The sequence below is a fragment of the Paenibacillus sp. FSL M7-1414 genome (assembly GCF_038003195.1).
Lineage (GTDB): Bacteria > Bacillota > Bacilli > Paenibacillales > Paenibacillaceae > Paenibacillus > Paenibacillus amylolyticus.
This window is the reverse complement of record NZ_JBBOOS010000001.1, coordinates 3,000,592-3,014,196: the sequence shown is the minus strand read 5'-3', so window position 1 is coordinate 3,014,196 and position 13,605 is coordinate 3,000,592. Positions and strand designations below refer to the sequence as shown.

The following is a 13,605-nucleotide window of genomic DNA, read 5'->3' as shown; positions in this document are numbered from 1 at the left end:
AGCAAAATTCGCGCCTTTTCTCACGCTTCTAGCTTGTTCGCAAGCTCGCACGTGATTCGTAATCAAAAGCGGACTTTTTGAACAACCTCTATTTAGAATACTTTTGTTGTCCACGACTCACAGTTCCACGTCTCCGTAACGACATCACGGTAGAATTCCGGTTCGTGGGAAATCAGAAGAATACTGCCTTTGTAAGCCTTGAGCGCACGTTTCAACTCTTCCTTGGCATCAACGTCCAGATGGTTCGTCGGCTCATCGAGCACAAGCAGGTTGGTTTCATTATTGATCAGCTTACAGAGACGCACTTTAGCTTTCTCGCCACCACTCAGTACAGCTACCTTGCTCTCAATGTGTTTTGTAGTCAAACCACATTTTGCAAGTGCAGCGCGCACCTCGAATTGGGTATAGGAAGGGAACTCCTGCCAGATCTCTTCAATACATGTATTGTAGTTGGCATCCTTCATCTCTTGCTGGAAGTAACCAATCTCCAGATGTTCACCACGTTGAACGATTCCTTCCAGAGCTTGAATTTCACCCAGAATACTGCGCATCAGCGTTGTTTTACCGATTCCGTTCGCACCAACAAGGGCAATCTTCTGTCCGCGCTCCATACGCAGATCCAGTGGTCTGGACAACGGTTCGTTGTATCCAATTACAAGACCTTTGGTTTCGAAAATGAGCTTGCCGGATGTTCTTGCATCACGGAAGTTGAACTGCGGTTTCGGTTTCTCCTTGGCGATCTCGATGACATCCATCTTGTCGAGTTTCTTCTGTCTGGACATCGCCATATTACGTGTAGCAACACTTGCTTTGTTCCGCGCTACAAAATCCTTGAGGTCAGCAATCTCTTGTTGTTGGCGTTTGTACGCCGACTCCAGCTGCTGTTTTCTCATCTCATGCACTTCCTGGAAGTGATCATAATCACCCACATAACGAGTTAGATTCTGGTTCTCCATGTGATAGATCAAGTTGATAACACTGTTCAGGAACGGAATATCGTGAGAAATGAGGATAAATGCATTCTCATATTCCTGCAAATAACGTTTCAGCCATTCGATATGCAATTCATCCAGATAGTTCGTAGGCTCATCGAGGAGCAAAATATCGGGTTTTTCCAGCAGCAACTTGGCAAGCAAGACTTTGGTACGCTGTCCACCACTCAGGTCATTGACGTCTTTATCCAGACCGATATCCGTCAGACCCAGACCACGTGCGGTTTCATCCACTTTGGCATCGATCATGTAGAAATCCTGGTTTGTCAGCGTATCCTGAATCGTACCCACGTCTTCAAGCAGTTGTTCAAGCTCCTCCGGGGTAACATCGCCCATTTTGCCATACATATCATTCATTTCCTGTTCCATGTCAAACAAATACTGGAACGCGCCGCGAAGTACGTCACGGATCGATTGGCCTTTATTCAATACAGCATGCTGGTCCAGATAACCAACCCGCATCCGTTTGGACCACTCCACCTTGCCTTCATCCGGCTGAAGTTTTCCTGTAATAATGTTCATGAAGGTGGATTTACCTTCACCATTGGCCCCGATCAGACCAATATGTTCGCCCTTCAACAGGCGGAATGAAACGTCGTTAAAGATAGCACGGTCACCAAAACCGTGACTTAATTTTTCTACATTTAATATGCTCATTCATGACACCTTTTCTATATAGACTTAATTCTTTGTATATTATAAGCGTTATATCCTGCACAACTCAACGCCATATTAAAAATTATTCCACCTTTTTGTCTGAAATTTGCCTTATATGAAAGTATGGGTTAAAATTTTGCCTTAACGAATTACTATTATATAGAACGGAGCTCTTCGAAGAGCATCAGGTGAAGATTATGATTGAAGTGAAACAATCCAAGTTGGGTGATGGTGGTGAGTTTAACCGCGGGGTATTTGCTACCGTTGATATTGCCAAAGGAACGCTTATCCATCAGGCACCCGTTGTGCCTTACCCAAATGAAGATCATGAGCATGTCGAAAAAACGATTCTGGAAGATTACGTGTTCGAATATGGGGCGAATCATACCGCAATTCTGCTCGGTTACGGCAGTCTGATCAACCACTCCTATGAACCTAACGCTACTTATGATATCAATTTTGATAACCACACCTTTGACTTCTACGCGTATACAGACATCAAAGCTGGCGACGAAATCGTAATCAATTACAACGGTGAGGAAGACAGCATGGACCCGTTATGGTTCCTGGACGATTACGAGGAGCGTATGCTGGAGTTCAATAAGTCCAATGATGATGAGGGTGAAAAAGAGACCGAACCCCATTCCCTGGATACGGACACGAGTAAATAAACGTTAAACTCAAGTAAAGTTCGCAAGCACTCTGTTGTATGTGCGAAAAGAACTCACTGTACCCGGTGAATGATGAAATGAGTAACTGGAGACTTTTCACAGTCCAAAGTTTAAACACACAAATAAGCAAGTCCTCCGTTAATGGAAGACTTGCTTATTTGTGTTGTCTTGCTTTCTAAGCCAGATACACCTGTTTATGTTTTATTGTTTATCGTGCATCTTAACTTGTTTTAATCTGTAATCGGCGGATCTGTATGCAAGTCTTGATCGGGTGTCGTGGATCTCCACTTGGTAAAGGCTACCTCGAACCCTGCTCGCTTTGGTGAACACAGAAATGGACCTGCATGTTTGTTCGTTGGATAGGCAAACCGTGCAACCCGAATCGTACGCCAAGGATGCTCATCTGTGCGTGCACGAATGACAACAGCCTCATTACTGTAGGAGGCTCTGATTGTTACGATTCGTCCACCCCACTCTGGCACAGGAGAGAGTGACCAATCGGAATACGTATCCGTCACGACGGCTCCAACATGTGCCACACCATCATTGACCTCAACTCCGGCCTTGATCCATTGGTCTTCTCCGTACCATAACATTAATCCCGCCTGGTCATATAATTCGGTGAATGAGCTTAGATCAAACGATACCTCAATCGCTTCCGTTCCGTCCCATGGAGCAAGCATGGCGTGTCCATCCCGATGACAGAACCCGTAGAATGTGTTCTCCCAAAAGTCACTGCCTTCCCTAGCTTCCACAACGAAACGATCCCCATCCATCCGTGCAGCAACGGGTTCCTTAGTCCACTTGCCTTCATGAAGCCCAATAAAATCCGATGACATCGTTATTTTCATCCTTTCTTCCGTCCCAAAGGGGGGTTCATCCTCACTTCATCACTTCTAAATTAAAGAACCCAGATCCGATGCAGCAGTAGGATATGCAAAATTCATGGTGTTTAACTGATTGATAGTCAGATTGAACTGAATCGCCATTGCAAAAAGGTTAATCAATTCTTCTGTTTTGCTCCCGAGCACATGCGCGCCCAGAATACGCCCGGTTGATTTATCGATCACCACTTTGGCCATGGCAAATTTTTCATGAGTTCGCTTGTAAGTATACCATTTCGACATATCATTTACCTGCACCTCGTAGCCCTCTTTTTTGGCTTGTTCCGTGCTCATACCTACAGCTCCAAGGGCAGGGACAGTAAACACAATGGAAGGCATCACCTTATAATTAGGTTTGTGTTGATTTCCCTCCAACAAATTGAACGATACAGCCCGGGATTCCTGACCTGCTAACGGGGTTAAAGGCAACCCTTTAGTATCCGTTACATCGCCAGCAGCATACACTCTCGGATTACTTTCACTTTGCAAGTACTCGTTCACCGTAATCCCCTTTTTGCTGTAGCTGACGTTGGCTTTCTCCAATTCCAGCCCATCCACATTAGGAACACGCCCGGCTCCATGAACGACAAGTCCGCACTGCCACTGGTGATCTGCACCATTACGTGTGCCATGAACGACATAGGCGTTCCCCTCTTGCCGTATGGACTTCACCTCCGCGTTCAAGTGAACATGAATGCCGATCTCTTTTGATTTTTGCAACAAAGATTCTACAAGCTCCACATCAAACGACTTCAGAGGCTGTTCACTCCGATGCAGGATATGGACTTCCGTCCCGGCTCTGGCCGCAATATGCGCAAACTCAAATGCAATGTATCCGCCGCCTACCAGAACTAAACGATCCGGCAACTGTTCCAGATCCAGAAAGTCATCACTATATATAAGATGCTCCGAGCCCTCAATCTCAAGTGGCGCAGGTCTTGCACCGGTAGCAATCAGAATGTGTTTCCCATGGAGAACTTCTTCACCAACTCGAATATGATTTTCATCGACAAATGAAGCTTTACCATGGAACGTATCCATTCCGGCCTGTTTGAATTGATCTTCACTTGCTCTAGGTATGCTCTCGGTAAAGGTGCGTTTAAAGGCCATAAGTTCAGACCAGTTGATGGTCGCCTGTCCCTGAATTCCTTTCCCTTGCATCCGTTCATTCCAGTCAATCAGCTCAGCCGCTCCAGCCAGCACTTTCTTGGGATCACAGCCACGCAGTGCACACGTTCCGCCGAACTCACGTTCATCAATTACAGCAACTCTCCAGCCAGCTTCAGCGCAACGGGTGATAACAGAGCTTGCCGCGCTTCCTGTTCCAATTGCAATCAAGTCATACGTTTCTTGTGTCATCATGGTTCCTCCTCATCCTTTTGGTGCATCTATTGCAGGGATGCCTGAAGTTACAGCAATCCAGCCTGTTTAAGGTACTCTGCTGCAACCTGTTCAGGATTCTCTCCCTCTACGTTCACGTCATAGTTCATCTGACGCATCTCATCATCCGTAATTTTGCCAGCAAGCTGATTCAGCACCTCAACCAGTTGTGGATATTGATCTGCCGTTTCTTGACGAAGCATCGGCGCGCCTTGATACGGTGGAAATAACTCCTGATCATCCTCCAGCACAACGAGTTCATATTGTCTCAACTCACTGTCGGTGGAGTAAGCATCAACGAGATTAATATCTCCGCGCTGAAGAGCACCATAGCGAAGCTTGGGTTCCATTGTTGCAACGTTCGGGAATTCAATCCCATACTTTTTCTGTATGCCAAGGTATCCGTCTTCCCGATCCGAGAATTCAAGTGTGAATCCTGCTTTGATCTGCTGTTCCACCGGTTTGAGATCCGAAATGGTCTTGAGATTGTATTGATCTGCGATGTTCTTTGGAACGGCCAACGTATACGTATTGTTGTAATCCATAGGGTTCAGCAGCACCATGTTGAACTGGCTTAACATTCCGTCTCTTGCTTGTTCGTAGACCTCTGTTCGATCCGTACTCACAGCCGTTTCCTTCATGAATTCGGAGATCGCTGTCCCCGTGAATTCGGGATAGATGTCAATATCACCCGACTTGAGTGCATTGAAAAGGAATGGCGTTTTGCCCAATCCGGGTTTTAGTTCAACGGTCAGGTCTGTATCTTTTTCGATTAACAATTTGTACATATTAATGAGAATTTCGGGTTCCGCCCCCAATTTCCCGGAAATGACGAGATCCTTCTGTCCACCACGTGCCACGAAGGGAATGGTAATCACAAGTATCGCGATTATTGCCAGCGAACCAAGGGTAACCAATGTTTTCTTAAAGGATAACCGCTGGAACTGACGTAATAGTACATCAAACAAAATCGCCAGCAATGCGGCCGGAATGGCTCCAAGGATGATCAATGCCGTATCGTTCCGATCAATGCCCAGCAAGATTAATGCACCCAAACCTCCTGCGCCAATCAAGGCGGCAAGTGTCGCCGTTCCTACAATAAGCACCATCGCAGTCCGAATTCCGGCCATAATAACAGGCATCGCCAGTGGCAGTTCCACTTTGATTAGACGTTGCCAACTATTCATGCCCATCGCATTCGCTGCTTCCACCATGGAAGGATCAACTTCGGATATGCCTGTGTACGTGTTGCGGAGTACGGGAAGCAGTGCATACACCACCAGTGCAATGATTGCAGGAAGTGTGCCTATGCCGAATAACGGAATGAGCAATCCGAGAAGCGCCAAGGACGGTATCGTCTGCAACACAGCTGTAACCCCGATAATTGGTTCAGCTACTTTTCGTTTGCGTGTAAGGTATATACCTAGCGGAATAGCGATGACGACAGCAAAGAACAATGCGATAAATGAGATCTGAATATGTTCCAGCAGAGCAGACAACAACTGACCTTTGCGCTCACTGAACACCTCCGTGAACCTACTCATGTCCTTCACCTCGTTCCTGTAACTGACCAGACCAGTATTTCATCAGATCAACTCGACTGATCTCGCCAATAATCTGGCGGTTACGTTCAACCAGCAGATGGTCATGGGAAGCCATGATATCAACTAATTCCGTTAACGTAATGGATACAGGAACGGCAGTTTTGGCTGATTTCGGCACATGACCCGGTGAGAGTGGTGACATGATGGATTCGAGATCAAAATCAGATTGTGAACTCGTATCGGTGTTAGGACTTCCAACAAATTCACGTACGAAATCATTAGCTGGCTGTCGGATCAGTTCTTCCGGGGTACCTACCTGCAAAACCTGTCCATCCTTCATAATGCAGATGCGATCCCCCAGCTTCATCGCTTCCTGAATATCATGGGTGACAAACACAATTGTTTTTTTCATCTGACGCTGGATATCCAAAATATCATCCTGTAATTTCTCCCGACTCATTGGATCGAGTGCACTGAACGGTTCATCCATCAAAACGATCTCTGGATCGGCAGCGAGTGCACGCAACACACCAATTCTCTGCTGTTGTCCTCCGGATAACTCGGACGGTTTACGCTCACTGTACGTATCTCCGTGCAAACCCACCATGTCCAGTAACGTATGTACACGCTCCTTAATTTGATCTGACTTCCATTTTCGGAGTTCAGGAACAACTGCAATATTTTCGGCAATTGTCATATGCGGGAATAGTGCAATCTGTTGCAGCACATATCCTATATTCCAGCGCAATTCGTGAATGTTGTATTCATCGATTGGGCGTTCATTAATGCGCACTGTTCCATCTGTTCGTTCAATCAGGCGATTGATCATTTTGAGCATGGTGGTTTTGCCACATCCACTCGGACCAATCATGACGAACAATTCTCCCTTGTTAATGTTGAGGTTAACCTGACGCAAAGCCGTTGTTCCATCAGGATATTGTTTTGATACATTTTCGAACTGGATCATTCGCTCTCTTCGCCCCTTTATCTAGGGCGTGTTTCAGACACGCCCTAACATTCATCTTCATCTATTTCCCCAAAAGTGTGTTCGTATAATCACTGCTTTCCTTAGTGTCCCTTGTTAGGGAGAGATCCATATTCGAATCAACGATGTCAATATGCTGGTAGACATGCAAAAAGACGGGCACTAGGCACCGTCTTCTCATAATATGAAAATGTTTCTTCCATTATTTCCATACTTCCATATGATTCTGAATAAATTGCTCGAATGAAATCGGGTTATTCCCCGTTAATTTTTTCACCGTATCCGTCGTCTGATCTTCTCTTCCCTCCTCCCGGATAGGCACATCCAGTCCTGCGAGGGCAGCAGCGTATTCTTCTGACATTCCTGCGCGAATCATGCTGTTCCTCAATTCATCATCGGACAAAGATTCATGCTGAATGGACTGACCCAGTACACGGCTCAAGACGTCTGCAACCTGTCCATAGGACAACGACTCCGGCCCTGTAATGATATGCTCCGTATTATGAGGAACAACATCTGTTAGAGCATGGAAGGCCACCGCCGCGATGTCATCTGCACTAACAAATCCAATTTTCCCTTCACCCGTAGCACTGTATATTTTCCCGAGTTGTTTCGTCGTCTCCCGATGCGGTCCCTCCGTAAAGTTCTCCATAAAATAGGAAGGCTGCAATACAGCCCACTCAGGAGCATGGGCTTTTATATACTGATGTACTTTGCCAAAAATAGGACCATCTCCGTCAATTGAAGCACTGCCAAGCAAGACAAATCGCTTAATGCCGCTCCATAATGCTTCCTTGATGAATGGAATCATGACGTCTTCTGGGCTCATATCCATTGCTGGCACAACAAGGTACACCTGATTCACATTTTTCAGCGCCGGCGCATATGTCTCGTAATCATACCAATCAAAATAGACATAATTATCGGCAGAACCAGAAAGAGATGGTTTAGTTCTTCCTGCCAAACGCACCGGATAATGATGCTTTTGAAGTATGGCCGCAACACGGCTTCCTGTCTTTCCATTAGCTCCGGTAATAAGTGTCAACGGTTTATCATTGATCATGCTTGTTTCCTCCTAAGTCCGATTCGAGTACGACCATCGGATTCCAATAGTCTTTATAATGTGTAATTTTTCCATTAGAGTGGCTCACTACAGAGATGTACGTTTGGTTGTATGGCTTGCCTGTAACTAATGAACGCCCTTTACAAGTAAATTCAGCCACAAACTGTTGTTTCGTGGAATCAGCCAAGATCACCGGTTCAGAAAACTGCTGAATTTCAATCATCCCCAGTAGATTATGAAGATGATTCGTAATTGCGGCTTTGCCTTCCAGTTTCTGAGGATATCCTGCTGGTGCATATGGGAATTCGAAAATAGCGTCAGATGTATATAGCTCCAACCATTGTTCTAGTTTTCCCTCCAGTAGCAATTGAGTAAATCCATGCATGATCCGATACGGTATACTATTGCCCTCTTCCAACTGCTGAGATTGTGTCATCCTATTTCCTCCTTCAGTTTGTTTGGTGTTCTTTTTCCAGACCAATCGGTCTATAATAGTCAAAAAATAAACGCCTTAAGCGTCCATTTTCAAGAAAACATAAAGAATTCTTACTCAAATCATGTAAAACGTTAATCCAAAGCCCTTAGGGTCATCTGTACAAAATCTCGTAGCGCTTCTGCGCTTGCACCGCTCTTCGCTGTAAAGGTCAATGAGAGTCGGGAATAATTCAGAAAACGGGCAAGCCCGGGCAATTCTTCCTCAGCGTGCCTCAATTCGCCACTCCTCTGGCCTCGTAACAGCGCAGTATGGAAAACATCTTCCATTTGTTGGTTAGTGGTTTGAATAAAGACCGCGATTTCGTGATTTTGTGGTGCCTGTTCAACCGCGCTATTAATGATGAAACATTCATTACGACGTTCGTTGTCTGTCAACACGTTAACCGCTTCATTGAACAACTCGGTCACGCCTTGCCTCACACTTGTGCATTCGTTTAATAGTTTGATCCCCGCTTCTGTCTTCTGCTGAATATAGAATTTAAGAGCAGAGACAAATAAATCATGTTTAGTTCCGTAGGTGTCATACAGGCTTTGCCGCGCAATGCCAAGTTCACTCAGCAGTAAGCTCAAAGATGTACCTTCATAACCGTACGCTCCAAATACAGACGTTGCTTTTCTTAGAACAGTCTCCGTGTCGAACTCCTTGGCTCTTCCCAATTTAAGACCTCACCTCCCTATTCATTAACTAAAGAATACCTTTTCCAGACTGATCAGTCAAGAAAATAAATGCTTTGATTTTTGCCAAAGTGGTATAATGGGAATAGAAGCTGAATGAATTCTTTTACTATTTACCAACCATGACCACATATAAAGGAGTGTACCTATATGTATATTCAAATTACAGATTTGGCTGCAAAACGATTGACGGAAAGCCTGAATGACCAACCTGGATATTTCAAAGTGATCTATGACTTGGAAGGTTGCGGATGTAACGGAGTTATCGCTATTATCATTGTTGATGAACTTGCGGCTCTCGACGCGCAGATTGAAACCAATCTGGTTCCGTTCTATGTTGATCCGAAGCAGCAGCTGAACCTAGAACAACACATGAAGCTGGATACAGAAGAGAATTATCCTTCTTTCAAATTAAGCAGTGATTCTGGTGTGCTCAGCGCCAACGTACGCGTTCGTGACACCCGTGCAGTAACAGCGGGAAGCTCCGGTGGATCCGACGCCTGCATGCTATAACACAGTCTCCAGCATGAATTAACAACACTCTCTTCACAACAAAAGCCGTTGCATCTAATGTAACGGCTTTTTTAACATTCTTTTCTTTATATGCCTCTATCAGCGTTGCAAAAAAGACTCTATAAAAGATACTAAACATTTACACGAAACGGAGAGGACAGAAAGAACCTGAAGAAACGAAGTGTTCGCCTTTATCCCCGGATTTTCCCCTTATAAGGGGAATTCATAAAATCTGGGGATAACAGCGATCGGAAGGTTGTTCTGTCATCGAAGTGGCAAGGTAAATATCCTCTAGTTAGATTTTATAGCAAACTTTGTTTACAACTCGGAAACAATTGGAGAACCTATGGATATAATCCTCTAGTATACTCGGTATATAGATTCATATATTCCGAGGAGGAACACACATCATGAAACCTTTTACTCGTAAATCCATCATATCTACAATTCTCATAGGCTCTGTTGTAGCAGGTTCTGCATTTACTACGTTTCCCATCACTTCAAGCCTGAATCCTGTCGCGTCTGCTGCAAGCTCTAGCTTCACTCAATTTCTGCATGATAATGCACCTGGTCGTACGATCAAAACGATTAAAAATGTGGCAACTGTGACCAATGTGTCCAGTACGGTTGTACTTGTCAATAAAAAGAGAAATCTGCCTTCAACTTATGCACCTCAAGATTTGGTTGTACCTAATATTCCTTTTAGCTTCTCAGGTTCCAGTCCGAAGAAACAGATGCGTAAAGTGGCCGCAACCGCGATAGAGAAATTATTTGCGGCTGCCAAAAAAGACGGCATCGATATCAAAGCGGTGTCTGGCTATCGCTCTTATGCGACCCAGAAATCGATCTTTGACCGTAATGCCAGCATCAAAGGCGAAGCTGTTGCCAATAAAACAAGTGCTAGGCCAGGACAAAGCGAACATCAGACCGGTCTAGCTATGGATATCTCCAGCGCTTCGGCTGGTTATGATCTTCAGCAAAGCTTTGGCAACACCAAAGAAGGCAAATGGCTGAAAGCCAATGCCCACAAGTACGGCTTCATCATCCGTTATGGCAAAGATCAGGAGAAATTGACTGGTTACTCCTATGAGCCATGGCATGTACGTTATGTAGGGGTGTATATTGCTGGTGAGATTACCAACCAGAAACTTACGCTGGAGCAGTATTTGGAACGTGCTAAATAAGGCAGGTTTGAACCCAAATCTTAGACAGTTATTTGATTAGATAAAAGAAGTGTGACTATTGATAACATGGCTGAAGGAGAAGATGGGGCCGCAACTGGCCCTCTTCTGCTTTAATTTCTCATTTACACACTTCATCATGTTCCAACGATTTTTCTAAAGACCAGTGGCAGTCTCTTCAGACCTTCTGTTCCAGCCCAAGAGCCTACGCCAGCAAGTATTGCATTATGGCACAAATAAAGTGCGACATTGTACACGATAGGGCCTAGAATAATCTCCACGACTACAAAACGTTTTAACGTCGAAGATTGGATCACATATACCCGAAATTCATGAGGGTCATGTCCTCCCATATACCTTGCGATCAATGCTTTCATGAATCACCTCTAGTGTTTTATTTTAGCGTATGGCAGACGATCCTTGTCTTATTCTAAAATAATACTTACATAAAGTAACTAAGTGTGTTATAGTCAGTTTATAAATCATACATAAGCGAGGGAAACTACCATGAGTGAGTTGGAGAATCTAGTCAAAAACCGTAGATCGGCCGTTATTTTTGAAGAAGGAATTGAAATTTCGGATTTGGAACTGCAAGAAATGTTTGCCCTGAACAAATTTGCACCATCTGCCTTTAACCTGCAACACACGCACTATCTTGTAATTAAAGACGAGGAACAGAAAGAGAAAGTCTATGAGGCTTCCCAGCAATATAAGGTAAAAACAGCTTCTGCAGTCATCGTGGTATTGGGCGACGTCAACGCGCATCATCATATCCGCACGATTAACGAAGGTTTGCTGAACCTGGGCGCACTCACTCCATTCCAATACGAGCAGGAATCCCAAAGTGTCACCGAATTTTACGAATCTCGCGGCAGATTCTTCCAACGTGAGGATGCGATTCGCAATGCCAGCCTGTCTGCCATGCAATTGATGCTGATCGCTCAGGATCGCGGTTGGGACACTTGTCCAATGATTGGTTTTGACTCGGAAGAACTGCAACGGAGCCTGGAAATCCCTAACCATTACGTACCGGTTATGCTGATCACCATCGGCAAAAAGTCGGAAGCCAAACAGCGCCCACGCGGTTACCGTAAACCGATTAACGAATATGTTAGCTTTAACAAAATGCACGCTGAATAACATATAATATAATAAATTATATAAGTTGAACTAACATTTACACGATAACGGAGAGGACAGAAAAAACCTGAAAAAGCGAAGCGTGCGCCTTTATCCCCGGATTTTCCCCTTTAGAAAAGGAATGGAATTAAAATCTGGGGATAACAGCGATTGGAAGGTTGTTCTGTCATCGTAGTGTCAGTGTAAATAATCTTTAGTTCAACACAGCAAAAAAGCCACGATCTCGTGGCTTTAATACGTTTCATAGATCAACGTATCCAACATGTGAAATTCATCGTCAAACTCCGCATATATGTACAGTCGACCAGCAGGTGTATCCCCCGCATCATAACCAAATCGGAAATATTGATCTCCCTGAAATTCTGCATCAGCCAAAATCAATGTATTGATATCTTCGTCCGGATGAGCCTCGGCAATGGTTTTAAGTGCCTGCTCACCAAGCATGTCCCACCGTTTCCACGTCTCTTCCATATATGAGGATAAGGCTTCCATCTCTGTCTTGGTTGAAACCTGTGCAGTGACTACCAGTTCTTTATCCTGAATAAGTAAGCTCATCTGATAGTTGGACATCGAGACGTCATACTGAAACAACCCCATACCGGGAACTTCATGATTGGATTCAAACATTAGATTATCTGCATACTGCAGTCTTTCCAGCTTGGGATTAGCGCTATAATCCAACTCGTTTAATTTGTTCTCGGAACAGTACAACTCTCTTAGTTGTACGTTATGGCGAATATCCAGCTTGCTAATATGGTTGTTAAATCTCTAAAACTATATTTGAACGAAAATCCAACTGTTTGATATGGTTGTGGTTACAACGAAGTTCAATCAAGTTTGGACAACCGGTTACATCAAGTTCCAGCATGTAATTGTTGGCGCAATCAAGTCGCCGCAGTTGCTTATTGTGTTCAAGTTCAAGTGAGAAAAGAGCATTGTAACTGCAACTAAGTTCCTCCAACTGCTCAAGGGGCTCCGTAGCCAGCTCCGACAACATACTCCAATTACACTCCACCGTTATAAGTTTGGAATTATGAGAAAGATCTAATTTTCGAAGTCGATTAAAGCTGCAGTCAAGCACCTGCAATTCCGAATTGGAACGGAGGTTCAGTGTAAGAAGCTGATTCTCTCTGCAACGTAATATCCTCAGCTTGTGATTCTGAGCTAGATCCAAACCGGTCAATTGATTATAGGCACAATCCAGCTCTTGAAGACCCCTGAAATACTCGATTCCATCAAGAATGCTAATATTGTGATTTGAGAGTTCTAATATCTCAACTTCACAAACGTCACTCTCCTGAATGAAATCCCGCTGCTCACAAAAACGATCCAACACAACTTGCCTGAAATGTTCATCCGTGAAGGCATAAGTAATATCCATGTCTAACGCCTCCCCCTCTCGTTTTGCTCTATTGGAACAGTCTT

15 protein-coding genes are annotated in these 13,605 nt (G+C 44.5%); 4 read left to right on the top strand and 11 right to left on the bottom strand.

All coding sequences use genetic code 11. From position 1 onward, the window contains the following. Window positions 1-92: 92 nt before the first annotated feature. On the bottom strand, window positions 93-1,649 hold the full coding sequence (locus MHH92_RS13265; protein ID WP_282321619.1) for an ABC-F family ATP-binding cassette domain-containing protein: 1,557 nt from the start codon (window positions 1,647-1,649) through the stop codon (window positions 93-95). Window positions 1,650-1,846: 197 nt separating this feature from the next. Between MHH92_RS13265 and MHH92_RS13260 the strand changes: the two genes are divergently transcribed. Next, a complete protein-coding gene (locus MHH92_RS13260; protein ID WP_100528913.1) occupies window positions 1,847-2,320 on the top strand; it encodes an SET domain-containing protein in 474 nt (157 codons plus the stop codon). 230 nt (window positions 2,321-2,550) lie between these two features. On the opposite strand, the gene MHH92_RS13255 is transcribed toward MHH92_RS13260, so the two are convergent. From MHH92_RS13255 to MHH92_RS13225, 7 genes are all read right to left on the bottom strand, one after another. After that, complete coding sequence (locus tag MHH92_RS13255; protein WP_036608539.1) at window positions 2,551-3,159, bottom strand: DUF1349 domain-containing protein; 609 nt, start codon at window positions 3,157-3,159, stop codon at window positions 2,551-2,553. Window positions 3,160-3,216: 57 nt separating this feature from the next. Further along, window positions 3,217-4,563, bottom strand: coding sequence for a dihydrolipoyl dehydrogenase family protein (locus tag MHH92_RS13250; RefSeq protein WP_127545914.1), 1,347 nt, complete (start codon window positions 4,561-4,563; stop codon window positions 3,217-3,219). 50 nt (window positions 4,564-4,613) lie between these two features. Further along, window positions 4,614-6,128 carry an osmoprotectant update ABC transporter permease/substrate-binding subunit OpuFB gene (opuFB, locus tag MHH92_RS13245; protein WP_340904144.1) on the bottom strand — a complete coding sequence of 505 codons (1,515 nt, stop codon included), beginning with the start codon at window positions 6,126-6,128 and terminating at the stop codon, window positions 4,614-4,616. Continuing rightward, window positions 6,121-7,095, bottom strand: a complete 975-nt coding sequence (locus MHH92_RS13240; protein WP_076249515.1) for an ABC transporter ATP-binding protein — start codon at window positions 7,093-7,095, stop codon at window positions 6,121-6,123. Before MHH92_RS13240 ends, opuFB begins: the two co-directional genes overlap by 8 nt. Window positions 7,096-7,315: 220 nt before the next feature. Next, window positions 7,316-8,176: an ergot alkaloid biosynthesis protein gene (locus MHH92_RS13235; RefSeq protein WP_340904142.1), complete on the bottom strand. Its 861-nt coding sequence runs from the start codon at window positions 8,174-8,176 to the stop codon at window positions 7,316-7,318. After that, the gene (locus MHH92_RS13230; protein ID WP_076249517.1) at window positions 8,166-8,612 is read right to left on the bottom strand and encodes a nuclear transport factor 2 family protein; all 447 of its coding nucleotides are present in this window, start codon (window positions 8,610-8,612) and stop codon (window positions 8,166-8,168) included. Before MHH92_RS13230 ends, MHH92_RS13235 begins: the two co-directional genes overlap by 11 nt. A gap of 131 nt (window positions 8,613-8,743) precedes the next feature. Continuing rightward, a complete protein-coding gene (locus MHH92_RS13225) occupies window positions 8,744-9,328 on the bottom strand; it encodes a TetR/AcrR family transcriptional regulator (protein ID WP_253508024.1) in 585 nt (194 codons plus the stop codon). A gap of 168 nt (window positions 9,329-9,496) precedes the next feature. Between MHH92_RS13225 and MHH92_RS13220 the strand changes: the two genes are divergently transcribed. Continuing rightward, window positions 9,497-9,859 carry an iron-sulfur cluster biosynthesis family protein gene (locus MHH92_RS13220; RefSeq protein ID WP_076214772.1) on the top strand — a complete coding sequence of 121 codons (363 nt, stop codon included), beginning with the start codon at window positions 9,497-9,499 and terminating at the stop codon, window positions 9,857-9,859. A gap of 410 nt (window positions 9,860-10,269) precedes the next feature. Next, a complete protein-coding gene (locus tag MHH92_RS13215) occupies window positions 10,270-11,043 on the top strand; it encodes a M15 family metallopeptidase (RefSeq protein WP_076214769.1) in 774 nt (257 codons plus the stop codon). A 134-nt stretch (window positions 11,044-11,177) separates the two neighbouring features. Here MHH92_RS13215 and MHH92_RS13210 read toward each other — a convergent pair whose 3' ends face one another. Further along, on the bottom strand, window positions 11,178-11,417 hold the full coding sequence (locus tag MHH92_RS13210) for a hypothetical protein (RefSeq protein WP_017688780.1): 240 nt from the start codon (window positions 11,415-11,417) through the stop codon (window positions 11,178-11,180). Window positions 11,418-11,547: 130 nt separating this feature from the next. Here MHH92_RS13210 and MHH92_RS13205 point away from each other — a divergent pair, with 130 nt between their 5' ends. Further along, the gene (locus MHH92_RS13205) at window positions 11,548-12,180 is read left to right on the top strand and encodes a nitroreductase family protein (protein ID WP_047842731.1); all 633 of its coding nucleotides are present in this window, start codon (window positions 11,548-11,550) and stop codon (window positions 12,178-12,180) included. 231 nt (window positions 12,181-12,411) lie between these two features. On the opposite strand, the gene MHH92_RS13200 is transcribed toward MHH92_RS13205, so the two are convergent. Together MHH92_RS13200 and MHH92_RS13195 are read right to left on the bottom strand one after the other, a co-directional pair. After that, window positions 12,412-12,807, bottom strand: coding sequence for a hypothetical protein (locus tag MHH92_RS13200; protein ID WP_340904138.1), 396 nt, complete (start codon window positions 12,805-12,807; stop codon window positions 12,412-12,414). 133 nt (window positions 12,808-12,940) lie between these two features. Continuing rightward, window positions 12,941-13,561, bottom strand: coding sequence for a leucine-rich repeat domain-containing protein (locus MHH92_RS13195; protein WP_340904137.1), 621 nt, complete (start codon window positions 13,559-13,561; stop codon window positions 12,941-12,943). Window positions 13,562-13,605: the final 44 nt, after the last annotated feature.